The following is a 24,339-nucleotide window of genomic DNA, read 5'->3' on the forward strand; positions in this document are numbered from 1 at the left end:
TGAGGACATCCAGCCTCGCACCGCGATATGGCGGGTCGATCAATGGCCGACCGGTTTTTCTGGGTCGTTGCGTTAAGACGCCCGAGAATGAGTTTAGGCCGCCAATGCCGACGGCCGATGCAGGACGAGTTTTAGCGTTTGGCGAAGGCAGGCTTTAACGCGCCCCGTGCCGTTTTGCGCCTGGATTGAGCATCCGTGGCCAGCTTCCATTTGGAGCACGCAGCTCCGAGGACAAAGACGTTTGCCCCTTTCCGCAGCCCAATGACATTAGCGCGCCTCGTGGATTCAAAGAGGCCAGCGTTTCGCCGGCCTTTCCCGCGCTAGTCGTGAGTCGACGAACTGGCGTTTCGTTTGACGCGCCAAAATCCACTAGATAATGCGACCGCCAACAGCGAGCCACTTCCGGGCTTCTCTTATCCACTGTTTGGGTGCTCTTTGCGGGATACGGACTGGCATCGCCGGTACTACCGGCACACCACCATCGGCGCGGGTCTCCTGCAGAGCGCGCCACCTCCTGCTTTCTTCCAGTTCTTCAAGGTTGACTTGATCGTCGATCATAATTTGATCCTAATATTGAGATAAAACCCTTTGTCAGGGACGAAGGCGTCTGCGCAATTCGCGACGCTCGGTTCTCTTCCAGTTCGTGCATCGCCGCCCGCGAAAAGAAGGCAGCCCGCGTCATATGATGTTCCGTTGCCGCCGCGTCGACGCGATCAAGCAGGGTGTCGAGAATGTTAAACCGGAGTTCGACGGCTGTCGAAGACACGCGTGCCAGATCGATATCGACGAACACCCAAAGTCCCTCGCCGCCATCCGCTCTGAGAGCGCGTAGCTCTGTGTCACTGGATGGTGCGGAAATTGGCTGATCACTACCGTCATATGCCTGCTCGATGACCCGCTGCGCGTTGAGTTCGATTTCTGCGCGGGAGCTTCCGATCAGGTCGACTCGCGGAAAATCGGGAAAATGCGCATGCAGCTGGGTACTGCTGATGCGATTGATATAAAGCGGATATTTCATGACAGGGCTCAATTTTTCCAACGGACGGAAAGGTGTACGTGCGCGGCTCACAACTGCGCCGGTTGAATTTTGCCGTCGATAATGTCCTTGCCATATTGCAACGCAAGGTTCAGTGCATCGACGGATAGAGCGGGATCGCTTCCTGCAAACTGCACCGCATAGCGCCGTGTCCCGGCATTGGAAGACGGTCCCGAATCGATCCGCACGACCGATGCAAAGCGCCTCGGCCCTTTGGCATATGGGTCCCGGTGCAGGGGGAAGACCTGGTTTGAATAGGCGCGCAGTTCGTGCCCTCTGTATTCGATGGTTGGAATAGTCATGATAATGCGTTCCTGTTAACCAGAATTTGAGCGAGTAGCGCTAGCCGCAAGCTCTGCTGCGGCAAGCCGTTTTGTCGAACTGCTATAGCGACGCAGAAATCCGCACCAACTTCCGTGAAAGTGCGGCATACGTATGGCCCTTGTTCGGATAGTTCATGGACGGCGCCACGGCTTGGGCACGCCATCTCGCCGCCACTCACGTGACGCGAACGCGAATTTCGGCGCAGAGAACGTGAGGGTGAGCCGCCCTTGGGGCATTCGAAGGCTCTGGGCTGCCTACGGACAGCCGGAAGAGCGCTAGGTTGACTTGTGTCTGCTAACCGCACAGCAACGCTTATGGACGGCGCTGCAACCGGCTTGGCGCTAGGACCCGAAGGCATTCAAGGCGCTAGCCTTTAATGAGTTGCATATCAAACAATTTTGCGGATGAACCCACTGTATACCCTCTGCAGAGGAAGTACAGCGAATCCGCCACACATAAGTAGGCGTGCTCAATTGGGGTATCAACCTCTCACCGACGCGTGACTCCGGGTAGCATGCGCCGTCGGCCGGGCCCTGGATGCCGAGCCCGGATATGTCATCAGCGAATGGCGGTTTGGGGTCAACTTTGAGACAAGCGAAAATGATCATCGAACGGCAGTAACGGGTCGGGCCCGGAAGCTCGGGCCGAGGTCGCCGGGGATGCGCGGCGCTCGAACTGCGATCTTCGGCTATCGGCCAGGTTGAGACGGTCATCGTTGCCAGCACTGCGACATCCGAGTGGCCATCGCAAACCACAACGACCGTTCCATTGCACGCGTGGGCGGGCAGGACGTGGCGGCAGAGGATAGCCTATCTGTCGAATTGCAGCTCGTGGTGATGTGTCCGTTACTTGGGGGCGGTGGATCAACCCATGCGCAGATCCCGGCCAAGGTAAGGCTCTCAACCGAATCTGCGTAGGATGGATATCGGTCAATTATTCGTAAGCGCGCGATTTCCCACACCTAGCTTCCGATGCTGAGAAGGCACACGATTGCGTCCGCAACCCAATTTTGCGGACGCAATCCATGACAGACGATGACCTGAGCTTTTTACCCCTGCGCGTGACCCGTGTTGGTGTCGGCGGCAAGCGAAGCTTCGACCCAGCGGACAAGCGACGACTAGTCGAAGCCTGTCTGCGGCCAGGCGCCTCGCTATCGGGCCTCGCCCTTAAGGCTGGCGTGAACGCCAACCAGTTGCATAAGTGGGTTCAGGCGCATGAACAGGGCCGGCCCTCAATAGTGCGTGACATGCCTGTCGTATCGTCAGCGTTTGTTCCAGTGGTCGCGATCGACGAACCTGCAACGGTCATGGCATCTGTGCCCGCGTCGCACCACAGCACCAGAGCAGAGTCATCCTGCGTTTCGCCGCGCTCAACACGACTGGCACGGTTGTCGGCCCACATGCCCAACGGCGTTAAGCTTGAACTCGAATGTTCAACAGACCACGTGGCAATCGTAAATGCGATGGTCGTCGCATTGGGAGCGCGCTGATGTTCCGCTTCGAGGCTGACCTTAGGGTCTTCCTGCATCGCGAACCGATCGATTTCCGCGCTTATGCCAAGCTCGCGACTATGCAGAGTTTTTGCAATGACGACAGGCGTCCTTTAATGTTCCCAGCCCTCCGCGGCAAGTGTCTACCCAGCTTTCTCCGCATAAATACATACTTCCCGATGCCCACCCGGGCGTTTGATGCCGCGCGTCAATCAAGATGAGAGGAGCGCGTCAGTCAGGATGAGAGAACGGGCATGGCGGCAGCGGGAACGGGCGTAGCCCGGAACCGCTGCCGCCATGCCGCGCCAGGAGGCGACCTTCACCGGGAGCTTTTTTGGTAGTCGCGGTAGATCGGGTATGAACAAACCTTCCATGCCATGGGAGGTGCGCCGTGCCCGGACGCCACGTCAACGACCACCAGATGAGGCTCTACATGAAGCACAGACTCAAGGAAGCGCCACCCGAGGCGGCTGCCCGGGCCGGGTTTAGCGTCGCCACCGCCTACCGCATCGAAGAGGATCCACGGTTGCCATCGCAGAAGAAGGCGCCGCGCGAGCGCCGGCGCGCGGATCCGTTGGCCGGGATTTTCGACGCGGAGATTGTTCCACTACTGACCTCCGCTCCAGGCATCCGGCCCGTTGCAGTATTGGAAGAGATGCTTCGGCGCCATCCGCAGCTCTCACGTGACGTGCGCCGCACACTGGAGCGGCGCATCCGCGTCTGGCGGGCACTGCATGGCGAGGAACGCGAGGTCATGTTTCGCCAGGTACATCAGCCCGGTCGGCTCGGGCTGTCCGATTTCACCGAGATGCAGGCTCTCGGCGTCACCGTGGCCGGCGCCGCGCTGGACCATCGCCTGTATCACTTCCGTCTGGCCTGCTCGGGCTTTGAACACGCTCACGTCATTCTCGGTGGCGAGAGTTATGTTGCCCTCGCCGAAGGGCTTCAGAACGCGCTCTGGGCACTTGGCGCAGCACCGCTCGAGCATCGCAGCGACAGTCTGTCGGCGGCGTTTCGCAATCTGGATCGCGATGCGCGCGACGATCTGACCACGCGTTACGAAGCCCTATGTGCTCACTACGGCATGCAGCCCACGCGCAACAACCGTGGAGTCGCACACGAGAACGGCGCCATTGAGAGTCCTCATGGTCACCTCAAGAGTGCGATCCGCGACGCGCTGCTGCTGCGCGGCAGCGTCGAGTTCATCGACCTTGCCGCTTATCGCTGCTTCATCGACGAGATCGTCAGCCGCATCAACGCGCGTAATGGCAAGCGCATCAAGGCGGAAGTGCCGTTCCTGCAGCTTCTGCCCAACACGCGCACCAGCGATTACGAGGAAACGCGTGTCTACATCACCTCCACCGGCGGTTTCGTATTGCGCAAGGTCTTCTATTCCGTTCCGTCGCGGCTGATCGGCCACCGGTTGCGGGTGCGGCTGTACGACGACCGGCTGGAACTGTTCCTGGGCGGCACGGCCCTGATGACGTTGCGGCGTGGCCGCCCAGGCACCAGCGGCAAGCATGGCCACGTCATTGACTACCGGCATGTCATTCACGCGCTGCGCCGCAAGCCGATGGCGCTGCTCAACCTTGTGTACCGCGACCAGCTGTTCCCGCGCGAGGCCTATCGGCTGACCTTCGATCGCCTGTGCGAGCAACTGTCCTCGCGCGCGGCGTGCAAGACCATGGTGGAGTTGCTGAGCCTGGCTCACGAGCGCGCCTGCGAGGCCGAGCTGGCCCATGCGCTCGAACAGAACCTGGCCGATGGTCGACTACCCGATCTGGACGAACTGCGCTCGCGTTTTGCTCCGGATCCGGCAGCTGTCCCACAAGTGCACGTACAACTGGCTTCGTTGCGCGACTACGAAGCCCTGCTTACCCTGGATCAGGAGATGACAGCATGAGCCACGATTTCGATGCTACCCGCCTGTCGCTGCTGCTCAACGATTTGCGGCTACCCGCTGTCAAACAGATCTGGCCAGCCTTCGCCGAGCGCGCCGACAAGGAGGGCTGGCCCGCGGCACGCCTGATCATGGCGCTGGCCGAACACGAGATTGCCGAACGCGATAGACGTCGTATTGAACGCCATCTGAAGGAGGCCCGGCTGCTACCGGGCAAGACGCTGGAGACCTTCGATTTCGATGCAGTGCCAATGATCTCCAAAGCACAGGTCTCGGCACTGTGTGCCGGCGATGGGTGGCTGCGCAACGGCGCCAACCTGATCATGGTCGGGACGCCTGGCGGCGGCAAGTCGCACCTGTCGTCGGCCATCGGACTGAGCCTGCTGGACAAAGGCTGGAAGGTCCTGTTCACCCGCACCTCCGACCTTGTGCAGCGGCTCCAGGTTGCACGTCGCGAGCTGGCGCTCGAAGCCGCCATCAACCGTCTGAACCGCTTCGACCTGCTCATTCTCGACGACTTTGCATACGTCACCAAGGATCAGGCCGAAACCTCCGTGTTATTCGAGCTGATCAGCGCCCGATACGAATGCCGATCCCTTCTTCTAACCGCCAACCAGCCGTTTGGTGACTGGAACAAGGTCTTCCCCGACCCCGCCATGACGCTGGCCGCGGTCGACCGGCTGGTCCATCATTCGACCATCTTCGAGATGAATGTCGAAAGCTACCGGCGGCGCACCGCCATGCAGCGCAAACAGCAGGGGCCAGGACGCCCTGCGCGCTATGCCACGCCAAACAATGTCGGCATGCCTGCGACTCCAGAGAACGAATCATGACACGCGTCGCCTGACGCACACTCTAATCCGACATTGCCCAGCGTCAATCAACGAACGCGCGTCAATCAACTTTAATCGCTTGTCAGCGTCAATCAACAACGGCATCATCAAGCTCGCCGCGACATTCTCATCCTGTTTGTCGCGCGCCTCTCATCCAGACTGTCGCGCCACACGTTTGAGGAGAAGTGCGATGGCTGATCGTTCAGCGGGCGCACCCCGCTACATGGAAGCAGGGTCACTGCAGTCGTTTGTCGAAGCATTTTCAGGCACGTTGCAGGCCTGTCGGCATTCACCATTAACGGTGGCGGGCTACACGGATTCCGCCCGTCATTTCTCTGTCTGGCTGAGACGTAGCCGGATTTCTCTCGATCAAATTGATCGAGAGACCCTTCAACGCTTTGCGCAGCATCGGTGCCGATGCCGATGTGGCGGAGGCAAGCGTCAAGTCCATGTTTCAGCTCGCTACGTGCGGCGTGTTAGTCGATTCATTTCATTCCTGGCAGAGCGCGAAGTAATTGGTATGGCGGTACTGCCTGTCTGCAAGGACATCGATCCACATATCGCCGCCTATCAACACTGGCTTCGACATCATCGTGGCATTTCGGATCGGACTATCGATCGTCATGGTCGCATGATCACACGTTTGCTCCCGCGACTTGGCAATGTGCCTGAGCAATACAATGCCAGTGTTGTCCTTCAGACGATACTCGATGAAGCGCGGGTGTCCTCGCCGGCACAGGTGAAGACGATAGCGACCGCGCTCAGGGGATACCTCCAATTTCTGACGGCAAACGGACTATGTCGTCCCAATCTCGACGACGCCGTACCGACCGTTCCGCAGTGGCATCTCTCCGCACTGCCTCGCTATCTTCCCAGCCGCAGTGTTGACCGGCTCATCGACCGCTGTGACCTGACGACACCTCATGGAATCCGTGATCGCGCAATCCTTCTTCTTTTGGCCCGTCTTGGTCTCCGAGCGGGCGACATCATCGCGATGCATATTAGCGACATTTCCTGGAAGGATGGAACGCTGCGAGTCTGTGGCAAAGGCCGACAAGAGGTGACGCTGCCATTGCCACAGGATGCCGGGGAAGCATTGCTTGAGTACCTGCTTCATGCGCGTCCCCATGTCGACGATGACGTGGTTTTCTTGCGGTCGAGGGCGCCGTATCGACGACTGCAGAGTTCAACCAATGTCTCGAATGTGGTTCGGCTTGCTCTGCGTCGGGCTGGTATTGACGATGCCCCAACCCACGGCGCCAACCTGCTTCGGCATTCTGCAGCGACCAGCATGTTACGCGCAGGCGCTTCTCTTGATGCTGTAGGGGCCGTTTTGAGGCATCGTTCTATCGATACCACGGCGCATTACGCCAAGGTGGACATCCTCATGCTGCAGCAAATCGCCCAGCCTTGGCCAGGAGGTGTGTCATGCTGAACGATGCTTTGATTCGATACATCGAGCTCCGCCGCTCACTCGGATTCAAGCTGCGCAGCCAGTATGTTTTGCTTCGCAACTTCGTGGAGTATGCGACAGCAAACGGCGACGATTTCATTCGTGCGGAGCGGGTACTGAACTGGGCGATCCTGGCACCCTCCGCGCCTCAACGGCGGAATCGATTGCTTACGGTGCGTCGATTTGCGACGGCATCACGGATGGAAGACCCGCGACATGAACTTCCGGCGGCAGATGCCATGGGACGAAGCAGGTTTCGGCGCCGGCTGCCATATATCTATCAGCCGGAGGACATCGAACGGCTCATCAGAGAAGCGTCCCTGTTGAAACCGTCAGGCACGCTCAGGCCGCTGATGTATTCAACCCTCTTTGGTCTGCTCGCCGCGACCGGCATGCGGGTTTCCGAAGCACTGTCCCTACGACTGGACGACGTGACGAGTGATGGTTTGCTCATCCGGGACACCAAGTTCCGGAAGAGCCGCCTTCTTCCTCTGCATGAGACCACCCGTCGGGCACTTGAGCGATGTCTGCTCGTGCGAGCCGGAATGAGCGTTTCGCATGACTTCTTGTTTATCTGCAATTCGGGGACACCGCTCGCATACCCGACCGTAGTCGCGACGTTCCTGAAGCTCGTAAGATCGCTGGGCTTGCGAGCGGGCCCCGGTGAACCGGGACCACACATCCATGACCTGCGGCACACCTTCGCGGTCCGCTCTCTCGAACGCTGCCAACGTGAAGGCGAGGAAGTTTCCCGACACACGGTTGCGCTGAGCACGTATCTCGGTCATGGACATGTCACAGACACGTACTGGTATCTCCAGGCCACGCCAATCCTTATGCAGCACATCGCCGAAGCGGGCGAGATATTCTATCGCGGAGGTGACGTATGACTGCAATCGAACCATATCTGAGCGCTTTCCTTCTCGAGCATCTACCGAAGGAGCGACAGGCAAGCTATCACACTTGTGAAGCGTACGCGGATAGCTTTCGACTGCTGGTGAGCTTTGCAGCGCGTCGACTGAGCACCAAGCCGTATCGACTTGAAGTTGAACAGCTTGAGGTATCGCTCATCGTCGCCTTCCTTGAACGCTAGGTTGGCCGCCATCAACGCGTTCTTCCGCTTCTTGGAGTATCGGCTACCGTCTAGTCTCGATCAGGCAAGCCGGATCCATGCAATTCCAATGAAGAAGACAGACGAGGCTCTCGTAGACTATCTGACACGCGACGAACTCAAAGCGCTTCTTGATGCGCCGGATGGACTTGCCCCTGCATGACCGGACATGCGGTCACGCTTAGGTTGGTGAATTTGCTCGCTGGCGAAACTCGCGTGGTGAGCAGTATTTCAGGGCGCTGTGCGGATGCGACTCGTTGTAGTGGTCAAACGCGACGGCCAGGTTTTGCAACGCCGTTCTCGAGTCCGGCTTGGGCATCCACGAGACGTAGTCTCTCTTCATCGTTTTGACGAAACTCTCGGCCATCCCGTTGCTCTGCGGACTTCTGACCGGCGTCATGATGGGTTTCAGGCCCACTTTTTTCGAGAACGTCAGCGTCTCCTCGGCAATGTAGCAGGAACCGTTGTCGCTGAGCCATTCGATTTCGTTGCTGGCCTTCAACGCACCATCAAAACGGTTTTCCACAGCCTGAAGCATGACATCACGCACCATGTCACCGGTATAGCCTCCAGTGGTCGCAGCCCAGCTCATGGCCTCCCGGTCGCAGCAGTCGAGTGCAAAGATGACGCGCAGCGGCGAGCCGTCGTCACAGCGGAATTCGAAGCCGTCCGAGCACCAGCGGGTATTGCTCCGGTCCACCGCGACCTTGCCGTCATGCCGGCGCGTTGACTGGGTATGGCGAGGCCGGCGTTCAAGCAGCAGACCGTGGGTATGCATGACCCGATAAACCCGTTTCGCATTAACGCGAGGCTGCCCCTGCGCGTCCGGTTTCGCCGCAGCAGGGCCCATGCGCGCCGATAGCCGTAAGTAGGTAAATCGGCAACCAGCCCCTGAAGCTCCGCGACGAGCGGCATGTCGTCACGGGCGGGCGTTTTGCGCTTGTCAACCCATTCGGCTTCGCGCTTTGATTTCACCGCAAGATTAGAGCGCGACACACCCAGGACTTCACAGACCGTCTTCATCGGTCGTCCCCCGGCAGCAATGGTGAGCGCGCAATCAATTTTTTTGCCCGGCCCTACTCCACTGCTTCGCGGAGAATCTCCACTTCCATCGTCTTCTTGCCCAGCAGTCGCTGGAGTTCACGAATCTGCTTCATCGCCTCGGCCAGGTCGGACGCCGGTACCACCTGCTCGCCGGCACTGACCGCTGACAGGCTTCCGTCCTGATAGAGCTTGCGCCAGGCGAACACCTGGTTTGCATTCACCTGATGACGACGGGCAACTCCGGAAACCGTTGCCCCGGGCTCGAAGGTCTCGCGCACTATCGCGAGCTTCTCCTCGACAGAGCGCCGACGGCGCTGTTCGGGCTGGGTCAGAACTTCAATGGGTTCCACGTTAGAACTGGGCTTAAACATAGGCGTAAGACTACCTCAAAGTTTAAGCGTTACCTCGTGTCCGGTTTTCGCGGGGGCCGGCCCACCGGACATTCGAACGCGCTCCGGCATCCGTGACCGCGCCATGCTGTACCTGACCTATGCGGCGGGACTACGCGTCTCGGAGCTGATCGGCTGCCGGATGGACCAATTGCACTGCAACGCACCGTTCAGTATCCATGTGATGGGAAAGGGAAGGCGGGAACGCGTGCTTCCACTATGGAACGAAACCGCTGCCGCATTAAAGTCGTGGTTGGCCATTCGACCACAAAGTGTGAATTCGGAGTTGTTTCTGAATGGGGCCGGCCGGGCCATGACGCGATCCGGATTCGAGTACATCCTTGCAAAGCACGTTGAAGCTGCTGCACGAAAGCAGCCCACTCTTCTCCTCAAGAAGGTGACACCCCACGTCTTGCGGCATACGTGCGCAATGCATACGCTTCAGGCAACGCGTGACGTTCGGCAGGTATCTCTATGGCTGGGCCATGCAAGTCTGCGAAGTACGGAAGTCTATCTGCGGGCCGATCCTACCCAGAAGCTCGATGCCTTGGCCGCCACAGTGGCACCTGTACTAAGACCTGGTCGCTTCAAGGCGCCAGACAAATTGCTGTCAATGCTGGCCGCGCGAGGGCGCTCAGGCGATTATGTACACTGAGTGGGTTGCAGGGTCCATAGCAGTAGCGTGATTGTTTCGATGGACTCTGCATAGTCGCGAGCTTGGCATAAGCCCGGTTATGCGGTTCACCGCATAACCGCGCAGGTATTAACAGCCTCGTGACGCCGGTCGAGCAGTCGATGCTGCTGGATCCGTTTGAGCGCGCCGTGTTTGCCTTCCACAACCGCAGACGCAACCGGATCAAGCTGCTGTTCTACGAACGGGCCGGATTCTGGTTAATGTTGCGACGTCTTGAGCAGGACCACTTCGTGTGGCCACGCCGACAGCAGGCCGTGATTGAACTGACGACCGAGCAGTTGCAATGGCTGCTGGAAGGCATCGACGTCGACGCAGTCCGTCGCCATCCGGCCCGGCGATACCGTCACGCGAGCTGAACGCCAGGCGTGACCCGTCATGACGGCTGGCCGCACCGTTACAAATTCACGTAGACCCACCGGGCGTCGCGTTGCTCTATCCTGGGAGCATGAACGAGGACGACTTCGCCCGATTGCCGCCGGCCGCCCAGGCCTATATCCGTGAACTCGAGGCACGCAACCAGCAACTGGGCGAACGGATTACCCAGCTAGAGGAGCAGTTCCGTCTCGCGCAGAGCAGGCGCTTCGCGCCCAGCAGCGAGAAGCTGCGCGATCGTTTGTTCGACGAGGCTGAGCAGACCGTCGCCGCTGAACCCAATGACGCTGACAATGCCGAGGCCCCGTTTGCACTGCCTGATACCGGCCTGCCGGATGTAGCCAACCCTGCACCGGGCAGACCAGGGCGCAAGCCATTACCGGTGCACCTGTCACGTCAGCGCATTGAATATGACCTGCCTGAAGAGCAGAAGGTCTGCCCGTGCTGCGCAAACGCGCTTCACCGCATGGGCGAAGAGGTCAGCGAACAGTTGCATATCGAGGTCAAGGCGTCGGTGTTGCAGCACGTGCGTTTCAGGTACGCGTGTCGCCACTGCGAGCGCCATGCCGAACGTACTCCGGTGATCACCGCGCCGATGCCGGCTCAGCCACTGCCGGGCAGCAATGCGAGCGCCGCGATGATCGCCACCGTCACCGCAGGCAAGTATGTCGATGGCACGCCGCTGTACCGGATGGCTCACGCGCTCGCGCGTGCGGACATTGAGGTCGGTCGCGGTACGCTGGCGAACTGGATCATCCGGCCGGCGCAACTGCACTACAGCCGTTTATATGATGCCCTGCGCACAACGCTGCTGTCGCAGCAGTTGATTCACGGTAACGAGACCACGGTGCAGGTGCTCAAGGAGCCCGGCAAGACAGCGCAGAGCACCTCATACATGTGGGTCTACCGCAGTGCCGAAGACAGCCCGGAGCCAGTCGTACTGTTCGACTATCAGCCAGGCGCGGGCAGCAATACCCTCAGGCATTCCTCGCAGGCTACGAGGGGTTGCTGATGACGGACGGATACGCCGCCTGGCGCACGCTCGAAGGTCCGACGCACTTCGGTTGCCTGGCGCATGCACGGCGGGCATTCGTAGACGCACTGAAGGGCATGAAGAAACCCGGTGGTCGCGCCGCGCAGGCGCTGGAATACTTCAAGGCGTTATATCAGGTCGAGACGCTGGCCAAAGCAGATCGGCCCGAAGGCGAGACACGTGTCGACTACACGTACCGGCTGCGTCAGCAGCACAGCGTCGCGCTGCTTGCATCCTTTAGGACGTGGCTCGACGAAATGGCTCCGCAGATCCTGCCAGAAAGCCTGCTGGGAAAGGCGGTTGCCTACACGCGCAACCAGTGGATGTATCTGAGCCGCTACGTGGATGACGGGCGCGCCGCAGTGGACAACAACGTCATTGAGCGCCTATGGATTCGAATCCATAGGCGCTCTTATCCACGTGACGGAATTATGCAGGGCTCCTCCCGAGTCCAAAGCGTATCGCGCGCTGCGCCTGCTCTGTTGCAGTGCACGGTGGGTTGGTCTTGCTGAACATAATAAATGGTGCTTTTCTGAGAGACTCTATTGTCTCAGAGGAGAGCTACCATGGGAGAGGATCAGCTCGGAGTTCGATCGTGGCGACTGCTCGAAGATAGTGTTCTTGCAGCGAGTCGTCAGGCGTATGTCGGCTACCTTCAAAGTCACGGCTATGCCCTTCACACCATCGGACATTACCTCGCCAGCGTCGCGCACTTTTCGCGCTGGCTCACCAGAAAGCGAATCAGGCTCGATCAGATCGATGAGAATCTGGTACGTCAATTCATCTTCGTGCACTTGCCAAACTGCGACTGTCTCGGGCGAAGGAAGTGCGCATTAAATTTCACGCGGGCAGCGCTCAAACATTTGCTTAAGGTGCTTCGCGCGGACGGTTGTATCCGACCACCGCCGCTTCGGTTGCCTGGCACTATCGTCGACGAGTTAAACAACCTTGACGTTTATCTTGACGAGATCCGTGGTCTTGCCGCGAGCACTCGCCGCAACCACCACGACTGCGCGTGCGACTTTCTAGTCGATCAATTTGGTGGTCACCGCATTGACATGGGTCGAATCAGACCGGCCGACGTGCTGCATTTCGTCGTCGAGAGGAGTAAGGACCACACCCCGGCGAGCGCCGGTACCATCGCAAGCAGCTTGCGCGTGTATCTGCGTTTCCGTCAGTTCAGTGGCGACCATATCGAAGGACTAATCGCCGCTGTGCCAAAGGTAGCAGTATGGTCAATGGCTCGCTTGCCCAAATTACTGACGCAAGCCCAACTCGCACAATTCCTGAGTGCTTTCGACACACAGACGGCGTCTGGCCGGCGAGATTACGCCATGGCGCGTTTGCTGGTAGATCTAGGGTTGCGCGTCGGAGAGGTGGCCGCACTGCAACTCGCTGACGTTGATTGGCATGAGGGAACGTTGCGCATCAGGGCAACCAAATGCAAGCGTACGGATCTTTTGCCGCTGCCCGTACAGACCGGGCGCGCGTTGTTCGATTACGTGCGTTTCGGTCGACCCCAGACCTCTAGTCGTGCGCTGTTCGTGCGACATCGAGCCCCGTTCGACCGGCCGGTCACCCCGGCTGTTGTATGCAGCGCGATCCGGCTGGCCTATGCCCGATGCGGTTGGCCGAGCTCGTCCATGGGTGCTCATTTACTGCGGCACACCGCAGCCAGTCGCATGCTGGGCAATGTTGCTTCTATCAAGGACATCGCGGATGTGTTGCGCCATCGCAGCATCAACACCACGATGATTTACGCAAAGGTCGATTTCCGCAGACTCGCGGCGGTGGTCTCCCCTTGGCCCGGGAGCAGATCATGAATCGCTTGTGTTCGATGACTACCCGGGTAGAGGATTATCTCTATGCCAGGCGTCAACTTGGTTTCAAGTTGAAGAGCCAGGGGACGCAACTACTTGCGTTTGCCCGGTTCGCCGAGAATGGCTGCCATCAGGGCCCTATAACGTTGGAACTTGCGTTACGCTGGGCCCGGAATTCCGACTCTGCCAAGCCAATTACCGCAGCGACTGATGCCCGAACCAGTGGACGCGTGGATGGGTCGACGTGACATATCGAGCCCGCACGATAGCTGACAGCACGAACACAATCGGCCCTGGCACGCCGTCCTGCTCTTGGTGTTCGTGCTGTCAGCTATCCTGACGATTCGTCGTGCAAAAGTACAATCCGCGCCGCGAGCCGGCCAGGAGGAGGCGAGCATGGAAACCAAGGTGAAGGCGCCTGGGAAGACGAAGACCAAAGTCAATAACGTCGCCGAGGATATCCCGGTTCTTCGCTCCCGCGCAGAGCGTCTCGCCGGCGGTCAGGCGTTGCGCGATAGGGTGCCGCGCAGCAGCCACGCCGACTGGACACCATCGACCCAGCGCCGGGATGCCATCGACATCCTGGAAGAATCGAACCAGGACCGATTGCCGGAACTGGTCCCGATCCGCTATGGCCGTATGCTCCGCAGTCCCTTCACGTTCCTGCGCGGTTCGGCCGCGCTCATGGCCCACGATCTCGCTACGACTCCAAGTACAGGTCTTCGGGTACAAGCCTGTGGAGACTGCCACCTGTTGAATTTTGGCCTGTTTGCCACCCCGGAACGCAATCTGGTCTTCGATCTGAACGACTTTGATGAAACGCTGCCGGCGCCTTGGGAATGGGACCTCGAACGGCTGGCCGTCAGTTTCGCGGTCGCAGGACGCGATAACCAGTTGCCGGATGCAGATTCCCGGACAGCCGTCCTGGAGTGCGTGCGCACATATCGGGAGCACCTGCGGGAATATTCGCGGACGAATCCGCTGGAAGTCTGGTACACCCGCCTGGACATGGAAACCCTCATTGCGATGGCACCCGATGAAAAAGTCAGAAAGACTCGCGAGCGACTGGCAGAAAAAGCCCGCCAGCGTGTTGTCGAAAACCTCTTTCCCAAGATTGCCGGCGAAGTGGCGGGGCGACGCCGCCTGGTCGATCAACCACCGCTGCTCTACCACGTCAGTGACGTGGGCTTCGAGGAACGGGTGCGTGAGGCACTCGTCGACTATCGCGAGTCGCTGTCCGATGAGCGCCGTGTCCTGCTAGATCGCTACCACCTGGAGGACTTCGCCCTGAAGGTCGTGGGTATTGGCAGCGTCGGCACCCGCTGCTTCATCGGACTGTTTTTCGACGAGGAAGACCATCCCCTGATTCTCCAGTTCAAGGAACAGCGCCGCTCGGTGCTCGAACCCTATGCGGGAAAGAGCCACTATGACAATCAAGGGCAGCGTGTCGTCATGGGACAACGGCTGATGCAGTCTTCCAGCGACATCTTTTTAGATCCTATGTAACGGGAGATTCGCCGGCGAACTGATCGATAAAATCAGTCTGTCGAACCCTGCTACAAGGAGAGCATCATGCGCACGGATCAGACGTTTACGACGGGTAGCGAGGAACAGTTGCTCGCGGTGTCACTTGAGCTGGCGGCAGCAAACTGGAAGGTCGCGCTGCACGACGGCCGGCGCGACAAGCCAGCGGTGCACACGGTGGCACAGCCGCAAGCCGCAGCCCGCCTCCAGGCCGTGCTGGCACTGATCGAAGGGCACAGGGAGAAGTGGTCGCTACCAGCCGGCGTGCGCATCGTCGTGAGCTACGAAGCCGGGCAGGACGCGTTCTGGATCTGTCGCGCGCTCCAGGCGCACGGTATCGAGTGCTATGTCGTCGATCCGGCCAGCATTCCGGTCGAACGTCACAGGCGGCGCGCGAAGACCGACCGGCTCGATGCAATCAAGCTGGTCATCAACCTGCGCGCATGGCTGCGCGGCGAGCGCGACCGTATGCACGTGGTTCACGTACCGTCGCCGCAGGATGAAGCGTCCCGTCATCTGATGCGCGATCGCGGGCAACTGCAGAAGGAGGTACTGCAGCACCACGACCGTATGCGCAAACTGCTGGTCACAGTGGGTTGCTGGCACAACGTCGACCACAAGGCTTTCGCCGGTCAGCTCGCCTGTGGCCAGGTGATGTGTCATGACGGCGCGCCGTTGCCGCCCGAATTACGGGAACGGCTGCTGCGCGAGTGTGATCGACTGGCGCTCGTCGAGCAGCAACTCGCGGTACTTGAGAAGACGCGGCAAGAGAGTCTGCCTTCGCCTGCGCGCGAGCGAATTGATCAGCTCGCGCGGCTGAAGGCTATCGGGCCAGTAGGCGCGTCGCGCCTCGCGCTCGAACTGTTCTGGCGGGAGTTCACCAACCGGCGTCAGGTAGGTGCGTGCGTCGGACTGGTGCCGCAGCCCTACAACAGTGGCGAGAGCCAGGTGGACCAAGGCATCAGCAGGCAGGGCAATCGACGGGTGCGCGCCCTGCTCGTCGAGATCGCGTGGTGCTGGCTGCGTTACCAGCCGGACAGCGCGCTGACGCAGTGGTTCAACCAACGCACGAAGGGCACTGGACCGAATCGTCGCGCGCGGCGCATTGCCATCGTCGCGGTGGCACGACGCCTCGCAATCGCGTTGTGGCGTTATCTCAAGGACGGGGTAATACCCGATGGTGCGCAGTTGAAGTCGACTTGAGCAGGCAACGTAGCGCAATAATGCAAGGTCCGAAACTCCCGTGTATTGGCGGTTTGAAGTGAACATGCCCGTAGCCATCCTGGGTTACCGACGTAACCGATGTTTTAGATGGGGCATGCTCCTGGTGGAATCCCAGCGCAACGCGCATGCAGGATGAGGCTGGCCACGCGCCAGCGGATAGAAGGTTGTGAGACGTTGGAGTCTTACGCGCGCGAAGATCGGCTTCAGACTTGGAATATTGAACGGATCGTGGCAATTGCTGACGGCGGTGGAAGTTCCCGGGAACATGCCGCGCAAACGCGTTTGCATGATTGTGAGCGCAATGACTCGCGCTTACAATCATGCGCCAGCATATCGCCATCTCACAGCGTCAAGGGTCCGCTGCGCCAGGCTTCGCCTGCCCTTGACCCCGCAACGATGTTTCGATCCGGATGGTGACACGCTTGATCGATGATTTGTGAGTCAGTTCGCGAAGGGCCTTGACAACTTCCTGCTCATAGAAGGATGGCTGCGGGGGCGGCAAGGCCATGACTTTTTTGTGCGTCAGTTGCGGGACATGAAGATGTCGGCTCCCACCGAGGAGGTCACCCCCGCGCAGATCAACCGCTATGCCGGGCTCTGCGGCTGGACCCTGGCCCGCGCCCATGCCAAGTCCGGAGATGCCACGACTATCAGTGGCTATCTGGGCAAGGCGGACGCCTTTGACGAGGCCATCGGCACGTTTGCCCTCGCTTATGCAGATCAGACGGAGCGTGACCACGCGGCGCTGGTAAAGGCGGTCCGTGCCGGCCGGCTGGAGGCTCTCGCTGAAGAGTAGCGCTGCACCACTCACACGCGACGGGCCCTTGCGCACGACCTGTCGCGGCAGCTAGACCAGTTCCACGTGCAGCCCCGGCTCAATGTTTTTTTGTAGTCGTCCTGGTCAGCTTTGCCGTTGATTCCCGCGGATCAGCCCATAGGACCAAGGTCCAATGCCGGCGGTGCTTCGAAGGTTATAGGCTGAGTAGGCGAGTCATCGGGTCTGCAGTCTGCTCACCAGCCCGACGCAAGCCTCGCCTCTGCCCATGGCTCAGACTTGTCGACGGCATGTACGCACGCCCCCGCGCAACTGCGGCTGGGTCACGTGTCGGGAGAATGACGTGAATTCGCGACCGCAAGCGGATGTTGCCCGCATCCTGCTGATCATTGTGATCTTGTCGCTGCTGATCTTCGGCAGTCTTTATATCGTCCGTCCGTTTCTGCTGGCGCTGATCTGGGCGACGATGATCGTCGTCGCCACCTGGCCCGTGATGCTCGGCATAGAAAGACGCGTCGGTGGCCGCCGCTGGATCGCCGTCACCATAATGCTGCTCGGGCTGCTGGTCGTGATCGTGCTGCCGCTCTACGGGGCGGTGTCGACGATCGCCGAGCACGGCGGCGACATTGTCGACCATGTCGATGCGCTGCCGAACTACACGCTGCCTCCCCCGCCACGCTGGTTGCATCAGGTGCCGTTGGCCGGCGAACGCCTCGCAGGCGAATGGCAGCGCCTGTCCGACGCGGGTCGTGGTGGCATCCTCGCGCAAGTGCAGCCTTACGCGCTGATCGCCGCGAAATGGCTGCTCTCGCAAGCCGGCACGGTTGGCATGCTGGTGATCCACTTGGTGCTGACTGTGATCATCGCCGGCATTCTCTATTCGCACGGTCAAGTTGCATCCAGCAGCGTGGTGCGTTTCGCGGCGCGCATCGCCGCCGAACGCGGCGCGGCGGCAGTGCGGCTCGCCGGATTGTCGATCCGCGCGGTCGCACTCGGGATCGTCGTAACGGCGGCCGCGCAAGCGGCGCTCGCCGGGCTGGGCCTGTACGCCGCCGGAATCCCCGGCGCGGGAATCCTGACCGCGCTGATCCTGATCCTCTGTCTTGCTCAGATCGGTCCGGGCCTTCCGCTGATCGGTGCCGTGGTCTGGCTGATCTATCACGACCAGCTCGTCGCGGGAATCGCGCTGGGAGTCTGGTCGGTGTTCGTCGGGCTGCTCGACAATGTGTTGCGGCCGCTGCTGATCAGGCGAGGCGTGGACCTGTCGCTGCTGCTGATCCTGACCGGGGTGATCGGCGGGGTGATCGCGTTCGGGATCGTCGGCCTGTTCATCGGGCCGGTGATACTCGCGGTGACCTCCACGCTGCTGCATGCGTGGATCAACGAGGAGGCGCCGCCAGCGCCCATCGAACCGGCGCTCACGAGCACCGGCGACCGTCTCGATGGCGAGCCGCAGTAGCACCACCGACGCGACGCGCGCGGGCCCCGCACGTGATACCGCGAGCGCGTTTGGTAACGCGCTTGACATGAATCTGCCGGCGATATGCCGTTTTCCGGGGACGTTATGAGTTTTAGTACCGTCAGGGCGTATTTTTTGAAGTCTTTAAGCAAGCAAATCGTTCAGCACCACGCATACCGATGTACCGGCGTTGCCTGAATCGCGCACGATTGGCGCTGGCGACGTGCCGGCCTGCGTTGCGTCGAGCTAACTCAATTCACCCGTAACGGAGCAAAAGCATGGGCCCTGAAATTGTCGACGTAGCGGAACAGAAGCGCCTGAATGACGCGCGTGAGGCCCAGGTGCCGTGGAAGAAGTGGGGACCTTACCTCAGCGAGCGGCAGTGGGGGACGGTACGGGAGGACTACAGTGACAACGGCGACGCCTGGAACTACTTCACCCATGACCACGCACGCTCACGCGCCTAGAGGTGGGGCGAGGACGGGCTTGGCGGACTCTGCGACGACAGGCAACGGCTGTGCTTTGCGCTTGCGTTGTGGAACGAGCGCGATCCGATCCTGAAAGAACGCCTCTTCGGCCTCACCAACAGCGAGGGTAACCATGGCGAGGACGTCAAGGAATACTACTTCTACCTCGACAGCACCCCCACCCACTCCTACATGAAGTACCTCTATAAGTACCCGCAGGGGGAATATCCCTACCGGGACCTGATCGAGACCAATCGTAGGCGGTCGCGGGAGGAGTTCGAGTACGAACTGCTGGACACAGGCGTGTTCGATGATGACCGCTATTTCGACGTGTTCGTGGAATACGCGAAGGCGGGTCCGGAAGACATCCTCCTCCGCATTTCGGTGCACAACCGCGGACCAGAGGCCGCACGGTTGCGGGTCTTGCCGACACTATGGTTCCGCAACACATGGTCGTGGGTTGGGGACAATCGCAAGCCCTCGCTGCGCGATGCGGGTCCTGGCGCCATTCAGGCCACACATCATGAGCTGGGAGAGTACTGGCTCCATTGCGATGGCGAGCCGGAGTTACTCTTCACCGAGAATGAGAGCAACGCGCAGCGTCTGTGGGATCAGCCCAACGCGTCGCCCTATGTCAAGGATGCCTTCCACGCGTACGTCATCTCGGGACAGCGCGAGGCGGTGAATCCCGCCAGGACGGGAACCAAGGCCGCGGCCCACTACGTGTGCGACATACCCGGCGGCGGCAGCGCGACCATCCGTTTGCGCCTGACGCCATCGAAACTTGAGGATGCCTTCGGCGACTTCGAGCAGACGTTCAATAGCCGCATCTCCGATGCTGACGAGTTCTACGAGCGGATTGCGCCCAGAGCGTTGACCCACGATCAGCGTCGGGTGCACCGCCAGGCGTTAGCGGGAATGCTGTGGAGCAAGCAGTACTACTACTTCGACCTTGAGCTCTGGCTACGCGAGCACCGGAGTCATCCATTGCTCGAGTCCGCGCGTCTTGACGTGCGCAATACGGAGTGGTTCCACATGTTGAACGCCGACGTGATCTCCATGCCGGACAAGTGGGAGTATCCGTGGTATGCAGCGTGGGATCTTGCCTTCCACACGGTCTCACTGGCGCTGGTTGATTTCGACTTCGCCAAGGAGCAACTACTGCTGATGCTGCGCAGCCTGTATCTCCACCCAAGCGGCCAAATTCCGGCTTATGAGTGGAACTTCAGCGACGTGAACCCGCCGGTCCATGCCGCTGCCACACTCTGGCTGTACAAATACGAGAAACAGCTGGGCCGGGCCGACCTGCGATTCCTGGAGCGCTCGTTTCAGGGGTTGATGCTCAATTTCAACTGGTGGGTCAATCGCAAGGACCCTGAGGGGCGGAACGTCTTCGCTGGCGGTTTTCTGGGTCTTGACAATATCGGTGTATTCGACCGCAGCGCGCAGCTCCCGACCGGTGGTTCGCTGGAGCAGGCGGACGGGACGGCGTGGATGGCGTTCTACTGCCAGAGCATGCTTGAGATGGCCATTATTCTGACCGAGTACGACCCGATCTACGAGGAGGTCGCCTTCAAGTTCGTCCAGCATTTCATGTGGATTGCCTACGCGATGGACCGTCGCGGCGAACATCAGGACGAGATGTGGGACGAGGAGGACGGCTTTTTCTATGATTTGCTGCGGCTCCCCGACGGCCAGACGAAGCGTTTGAAGGTAAGGTCACTGGTGGGATTGTTGCCACTATGCGCGTCGACGGTGTTCGAGGCGGATTATGTCATGCGCTATCCGAAGCTGATGGAACTGATCTCGCAGTTCCGGAAACGCTACCCCGAGCTGGTTGCCCATGTGGCTCCGACGGACGCGGGTTTCATCGGGCATCGGGAACGGAGGCTTTTATCGATCCTGAACAAGCGGAAACTCGAACGCGTGCTCAGTTACCTGCTCAACGAGAACGAGTTCCTGGGGCCACACGGCATTCGTTCGCTCTCTCGCTATCACCTCGAGCATCCTTTCGTGCTCCACGTTGATGGACAGGAGTACAAAGTGCAGTACCTGCCGGCCGAATCGAACACCGGCATGTTCGGCGGCAACTCGAACTGGCGCGGTCCCGTGTGGATGCCGGTCAATCTTCTGATCGTCCGGGCACTGGTGAATTTCTACACTTTTTTCGGCGACGACTTCAAGGTTCAATGTCCGACCGGTTCGGGGCCTCGCATGACGCTGTTCGAGGTGGCCCAGGAGCTTGTCCGTCGGCTGACGGGCACGTTCCTGCGCGATGCCGATGGGCGGCGGCCGGTCTACGGAGGAACGGATAAGTTTCAGAACGATCCGCATTGGCGCGACCTGATCCTTTTTTACGAGTACTTCCACGGTGACAATGGTGCGGGCCTTGGGGCCAGCCATCAGACAGGCTGGACGGGTCTCGTCGCCCCTCTGCTGGACCTGTTTGGGCGTGTCGACGCTCAAACCATGCTGGAAACCGAACGCGGGCGCGTGATGGAGGGCATCGTAAGGGGGCAGGTGGGCGGTAAAGAGATGGGCGAAAAGTGAAGGAGGGAATATGTTCGACCTGCGTTACCCGGCGCTGTACCAGATCAACACCCGCGTCTGGTTGACCGAGCTGTCTGGCGAGCTGGGGAGGAGCGCGACGCTGGACGATGTTCCGGATGCCGGGCTGGATCACCTTGCCGGGTTGGGCTTTGACTGGATCTGGTTACTGAGCGTCTGGCAGACCGGCCCTGCAGCGCAGGCGGTTTCGCGTGCGAATCCCGAGTGGCGTCGCGAATTTGCCGAAACGCTGCCGGACCTCGGCGACGAAGACATCGCCGGCTCCGGGTTCGCCATCCAGAGCTACACCGTTCATGGCGATCTGGGCGGCGTCGAGGCGCTGGCCCGATTGCGGCAGCGCCTGCAGCAACGCGGACTGAAGTTGATGCTCGACTTCGTTCCGAACCACATGGCTCCGGATCACGCGTGGATCGACGAGCATCCGGACTACTTTGTCGCTGGCAGTGAGACAGACGTGGTTCGTTCACCGCGCAACTACTGCCGGGTGCAAACAAAAGCCGGACCGCTGTTGCTCGCTTACGGCCGAGATCCGTACTTCGACGGCTGGCCCGACACGCTGCAGCTCAACTACGGCAACCCGGAGTTGCAGCAGGCGATGATCGGCGAGCTGGAAAGAATCGCCGGGCAATGCGACGGGGTGCGCTGTGATATGGCCATGCTGGTCTTGCCCGACGTGTTCGAACGGACCTGGGGCATCCGGGCCGAACTCTTCTGGCCGAAGGCAATCGAATCCGTGCGGCGCAAGCATCCACACTTCCGGTTCATGGCCGAGGTCTATTGGGATCTGGAAGGGACGATGCAGCAGCAAGGGTTCGATTACGCCTATGACAAACGGTTGTACGACCGCTTGCGCGACGCGTCCGGCGAGGCGGTGCGCGACCATTTGCACGCGGGGCTCGATTACCAGGACAAGCTGGCCCGCTTCCTGGAAAACCACGACGAGCCTCGGGCGGCAGCGACCTTCGCACCCGACACGTACGAGGCTGCGGCCGTCATCACGTTTCTGACACCCGGGCTGCGCTTCTTCCACCAAGGCCAGTTCGAGGGCCGCAGGAAACGCATTTCGCCGCACCTGGTCCGTGCTCCGCTGGAGCCTGTCGATGCGAGGTTGCAAAGGTTCTACGCGAACCTGATGGCTGTGCTGCGGCAACCGGTCTTTCGAGACGGCGACTGGAGCCTGCTCAAACGGATGCCGGCGTCGGAGGGCAACTGGACGTGGGATTGTTTCATCGCCTGGTCCTGGCAGCGAGCCGACGGCGAGCGGCGACTCGTTGCCGTCAACTATGCCGGCAATCAGAGCCAGTGTTATGTCCAAATCCCGTTTTCCGACCTGGGCGGCCGGACGGTGCGGCTGAAGGACATGATGGGATCGGCCGGTTTTGATCGCGACGGCGAAGACCTTATTTCGCGAGGTCTGTACCTCGATATGTCGCCATGGGGTTATCACGTCTTCGAAATAACCGAATCGTGAAGGGCGCGCCCACACGGCCCGGGATGAGAGCGCTGCAAACCCGCGCTTTGGGCGCCGATAAAACCCAGACAACTCCAACTCAACTCTGCCCGATGGACCCGACTGTGCGGAGGGCGGACGACCACCGATGGCGATGATTGTCGTGGCGCTGTTGTCAAACGCCGTCATAACGCCTTGCCAAAATCACTCACCCATTGCAGCCGGCGTCAGCGAATTGCCGCGCCGACGCCCCCCGCGTATGACGGCGGCTCTGATACGCATGTTTTGACACGTAACTGCTACTCGTTTTGGAAATGCAGTCAGGTCATAGTTCGCAACTCAGATAACCGTGCGAAAACAACTCATGCGATTTTTGCAACGCTACACAGCACGAATACGCTGGCTGCGACCTGTATTGGACGAGCATCTTGACGCGGCGGTGACTGTCGCGGTTGCGTTGAGCCTGGCTGGTTTGCTCGCGGCCAGCCTGATCGGATCTCGCGACGCCGTCGAGCTGGTTATCGCACTATCGGCTTGCTGCGCGGTTGTGTACGTTGGTTACCGTGTCCGTCCAAAAGCAAGATTGCAGCGCGCGGCGCGCATCGGTCTTCGCCGCGGGGAGTTCCATGTCGTCTATCAGCCCATCGTGGACACGCGCACGCGACACTGCGTGGGCGTGGAAGCCCTGCTCCGGTGGGGCCATCCAAAGTTCGGAGCCGGGGGCCCGGGGCTGTTCATTGGAGCGCTCGAAGGCACACGTCTGCTCAGCGCGTTGACCTGTTTCGTGCTGCGCGAGGCGAATAACGCACTGACCCAACTGCCGTTCGCTCAGGACTGGCATATATCGGTCAATATCTGCGCGTGGCATCTGCTGGAGGACCACTTTGTCGAGGATATCTGTGAGTCCGCCGGTCCGATGCTGGAGCGCCTTGTTCTGGAACTCACCGAGCGCAGCTGCGTCGAGCGTACGTCGCGGGTTGTCACGGCGCTCAGCCACATGAGGCAACGCGGCGTACGCCTGTCACTCGACGATTTCGGCACCGGCTTCAGCAATCTGGACTTACTCGCGGACTTCCGGTTCGACTACGTGAAGGTAGACCGGCGATTTCTAGCCATGCGCGGCGAAGCGCGTATCCAGTTTCTGAAGTCGGTAGCCGCGTTAGTGCATACGCTTGGTGCGAAAGTTGTTGTGGAAGGCGTCGAGAGGGCCGCAGAACACGACGTGGTACAGCGCTCGGGAATCGACCTCGCGCAGGGATACTGGTATGCGAAGCCGATGGCAGTCGATCAACTCCGTGCATTCGGGTCGGCGACGGCGTCGATAAACACGCTACAAGATGGCACCGGAACGGAGCTTAAAGCGTGAAAGACGGA

Annotated in this window: 17 protein-coding genes and 3 pseudogenes; 17 read left to right on the plus strand and 3 right to left on the minus strand. The window is 60.2% G+C overall.

The features are described 5' to 3' along the window. Positions 1–532: 532 nt before the first annotated feature. Both RW095_RS38485 and RW095_RS38490 read right to left on the minus strand, forming a co-directional pair. Positions 533–1,018, minus strand: a complete 486-nt coding sequence (locus RW095_RS38485; protein WP_317020869.1) for a type II toxin-antitoxin system HicB family antitoxin — start codon at positions 1,016–1,018, stop codon at positions 533–535. A 47-nt stretch (positions 1,019–1,065) separates the two neighbouring features. Then, positions 1,066–1,338, minus strand: a complete 273-nt coding sequence (locus RW095_RS38490; protein ID WP_317020870.1) for a hypothetical protein — start codon at positions 1,336–1,338, stop codon at positions 1,066–1,068. A gap of 1,046 nt (positions 1,339–2,384) precedes the next feature. On the opposite strand from RW095_RS38490, the gene tnpA reads away from it, so the two are divergent. The 6 genes from tnpA (at position 2,385) to RW095_RS38520 (ending at position 8,128) form a co-directional block, all read left to right on the plus strand. Further along, a complete protein-coding gene (gene tnpA, locus RW095_RS38495) occupies positions 2,385–2,849 on the plus strand; it encodes an IS66-like element accessory protein TnpA (protein ID WP_317020871.1) in 465 nt (154 codons plus the stop codon). Positions 2,850–3,240: 391 nt separating this feature from the next. Beyond that, positions 3,241–4,752, plus strand: coding sequence for an IS21 family transposase (gene istA, locus RW095_RS38500; protein ID WP_449406524.1), 1,512 nt, complete (start codon positions 3,241–3,243; stop codon positions 4,750–4,752). Next, the gene (istB, locus tag RW095_RS38505) at positions 4,749–5,582 is read left to right on the plus strand and encodes an IS21-like element helper ATPase IstB (RefSeq protein ID WP_317014949.1); all 834 of its coding nucleotides are present in this window, start codon (positions 4,749–4,751) and stop codon (positions 5,580–5,582) included. The genes istA and istB overlap by 4 nt, the downstream gene beginning before the upstream one ends. 190 nt (positions 5,583–5,772) lie before the next feature. Next, a complete protein-coding gene (locus RW095_RS38510; protein ID WP_317020872.1) occupies positions 5,773–7,017 on the plus strand; it encodes a tyrosine-type recombinase/integrase in 1,245 nt (414 codons plus the stop codon). Beyond that, on the plus strand, positions 7,011–7,925 hold the full coding sequence (locus RW095_RS38515; protein ID WP_317020873.1) for a tyrosine-type recombinase/integrase: 915 nt from the start codon (positions 7,011–7,013) through the stop codon (positions 7,923–7,925). The genes RW095_RS38510 and RW095_RS38515 overlap by 7 nt, the downstream gene beginning before the upstream one ends. Further along, positions 7,922–8,128: a site-specific integrase gene (locus RW095_RS38520; RefSeq protein WP_317020874.1), complete on the plus strand. Its 207-nt coding sequence runs from the start codon at positions 7,922–7,924 to the stop codon at positions 8,126–8,128. Before RW095_RS38515 ends, RW095_RS38520 begins: the two co-directional genes overlap by 4 nt. Positions 8,129–8,327: 199 nt before the next feature. Here RW095_RS38520 and RW095_RS38525 read toward each other — a convergent pair. Further along, a pseudogene (locus tag RW095_RS38525) lies at positions 8,328–9,531 on the minus strand (IS3 family transposase). On the opposite strand from RW095_RS38525, the gene RW095_RS38530 reads away from it, so the two are divergent. The 11 genes and pseudogenes from RW095_RS38530 to RW095_RS38580 all read left to right on the plus strand — a co-directional run bounded on the left by RW095_RS38530 (position 9,530) and on the right by RW095_RS38580 (position 24,331). Beyond that, positions 9,530–10,234 (plus strand): tyrosine-type recombinase/integrase, encoded by a 705-nt coding sequence (locus RW095_RS38530; RefSeq protein ID WP_317020875.1) that lies wholly within the window; start codon positions 9,530–9,532, stop codon positions 10,232–10,234. The pseudogene RW095_RS38525 and the gene RW095_RS38530 sit on opposite strands and share 2 nt — an antisense overlap. 107 nt (positions 10,235–10,341) lie before the next feature. Continuing rightward, positions 10,342–10,629 carry an IS66 family insertion sequence element accessory protein TnpB gene (gene tnpB / locus RW095_RS38535; protein WP_317022824.1) on the plus strand — a complete coding sequence of 96 codons (288 nt, stop codon included), beginning with the start codon at positions 10,342–10,344 and terminating at the stop codon, positions 10,627–10,629. Positions 10,630–10,718: 89 nt separating this feature from the next. Then, positions 10,719–12,190, plus strand: a pseudogene (gene tnpC, locus RW095_RS38540) (IS66 family transposase). 54 nt (positions 12,191–12,244) lie between these two features. Beyond that, entirely contained in the window at positions 12,245–13,501 is a 1,257-nt protein-coding gene (locus RW095_RS38545) for a tyrosine-type recombinase/integrase (RefSeq protein ID WP_317020876.1), read from the plus strand. 393 nt (positions 13,502–13,894) lie between these two features. After that, on the plus strand, positions 13,895–15,004 hold the full coding sequence (locus RW095_RS38550) for a DUF2252 domain-containing protein (RefSeq protein ID WP_317020877.1): 1,110 nt from the start codon (positions 13,895–13,897) through the stop codon (positions 15,002–15,004). A gap of 66 nt (positions 15,005–15,070) precedes the next feature. Beyond that, complete coding sequence (locus RW095_RS38555; protein ID WP_317020878.1) at positions 15,071–16,225, plus strand: IS110 family RNA-guided transposase; 1,155 nt, start codon at positions 15,071–15,073, stop codon at positions 16,223–16,225. Positions 16,226–16,682: 457 nt separating this feature from the next. Then, positions 16,683–17,042 (plus strand): DUF2252 family protein, encoded by a 360-nt coding sequence (locus tag RW095_RS38560; RefSeq protein WP_317020879.1) that lies wholly within the window; start codon positions 16,683–16,685, stop codon positions 17,040–17,042. A gap of 322 nt (positions 17,043–17,364) precedes the next feature. Beyond that, the gene (ydiK, locus tag RW095_RS38565) at positions 17,365–18,480 is read left to right on the plus strand and encodes an AI-2E family transporter YdiK (protein WP_317020880.1); all 1,116 of its coding nucleotides are present in this window, start codon (positions 17,365–17,367) and stop codon (positions 18,478–18,480) included. A 278-nt stretch (positions 18,481–18,758) separates the two neighbouring features. After that, a pseudogene (locus tag RW095_RS38570) lies at positions 18,759–21,497 on the plus strand (MGH1-like glycoside hydrolase domain-containing protein). Between the two features lie 10 nt (positions 21,498–21,507). After that, positions 21,508–22,986: an alpha-amylase family glycosyl hydrolase gene (locus tag RW095_RS38575; protein ID WP_317020881.1), complete on the plus strand. Its 1,479-nt coding sequence runs from the start codon at positions 21,508–21,510 to the stop codon at positions 22,984–22,986. Positions 22,987–23,380: 394 nt separating this feature from the next. Further along, positions 23,381–24,331 carry an EAL domain-containing protein gene (locus RW095_RS38580; RefSeq protein ID WP_317020882.1) on the plus strand — a complete coding sequence of 317 codons (951 nt, stop codon included), beginning with the start codon at positions 23,381–23,383 and terminating at the stop codon, positions 24,329–24,331. Positions 24,332–24,339 lie beyond the last annotated feature (8 nt).

The sequence above is a fragment of the Paraburkholderia kirstenboschensis genome, from assembly GCF_032806925.1.
GTDB lineage: Bacteria > Pseudomonadota > Gammaproteobacteria > Burkholderiales > Burkholderiaceae > Paraburkholderia > Paraburkholderia kirstenboschensis.

Excerpts from the sequence above, each read along its gene's own strand:
- RW095_RS38485 (WP_317020869.1), bottom strand. The coding sequence starts at position 1,018 with ATGAAATATCCGCTTTATATCAATCGCATCAGCAGTACCCAGCTGCAT.
- RW095_RS38490 (WP_317020870.1), bottom strand. The coding sequence starts at position 1,338 with ATGACTATTCCAACCATCGAATACAGAGGGCACGAACTGCGCGCCTAT.
- tnpA (WP_317020871.1), top strand. The coding sequence starts at position 2,385 with ATGACAGACGATGACCTGAGCTTTTTACCCCTGCGCGTGACCCGTGTT.
- istB (WP_317014949.1), top strand. The coding sequence starts at position 4,749 with ATGAGCCACGATTTCGATGCTACCCGCCTGTCGCTGCTGCTCAACGAT.
- RW095_RS38510 (WP_317020872.1), top strand. The coding sequence starts at position 5,773 with ATGGCTGATCGTTCAGCGGGCGCACCCCGCTACATGGAAGCAGGGTCA.
- RW095_RS38515 (WP_317020873.1), top strand. The coding sequence starts at position 7,011 with ATGCTGAACGATGCTTTGATTCGATACATCGAGCTCCGCCGCTCACTC.
- RW095_RS38520 (WP_317020874.1), top strand. The coding sequence starts at position 7,922 with ATGACTGCAATCGAACCATATCTGAGCGCTTTCCTTCTCGAGCATCTA.
- RW095_RS38530 (WP_317020875.1), top strand. The coding sequence starts at position 9,530 with ATGGGTTCCACGTTAGAACTGGGCTTAAACATAGGCGTAAGACTACCT.
- RW095_RS38545 (WP_317020876.1), top strand. The coding sequence starts at position 12,245 with ATGGGAGAGGATCAGCTCGGAGTTCGATCGTGGCGACTGCTCGAAGAT.
- RW095_RS38550 (WP_317020877.1), top strand. The coding sequence starts at position 13,895 with ATGGAAACCAAGGTGAAGGCGCCTGGGAAGACGAAGACCAAAGTCAAT.
- RW095_RS38555 (WP_317020878.1), top strand. The coding sequence starts at position 15,071 with ATGCGCACGGATCAGACGTTTACGACGGGTAGCGAGGAACAGTTGCTC.
- RW095_RS38575 (WP_317020881.1), top strand. The coding sequence starts at position 21,508 with ATGTTCGACCTGCGTTACCCGGCGCTGTACCAGATCAACACCCGCGTC.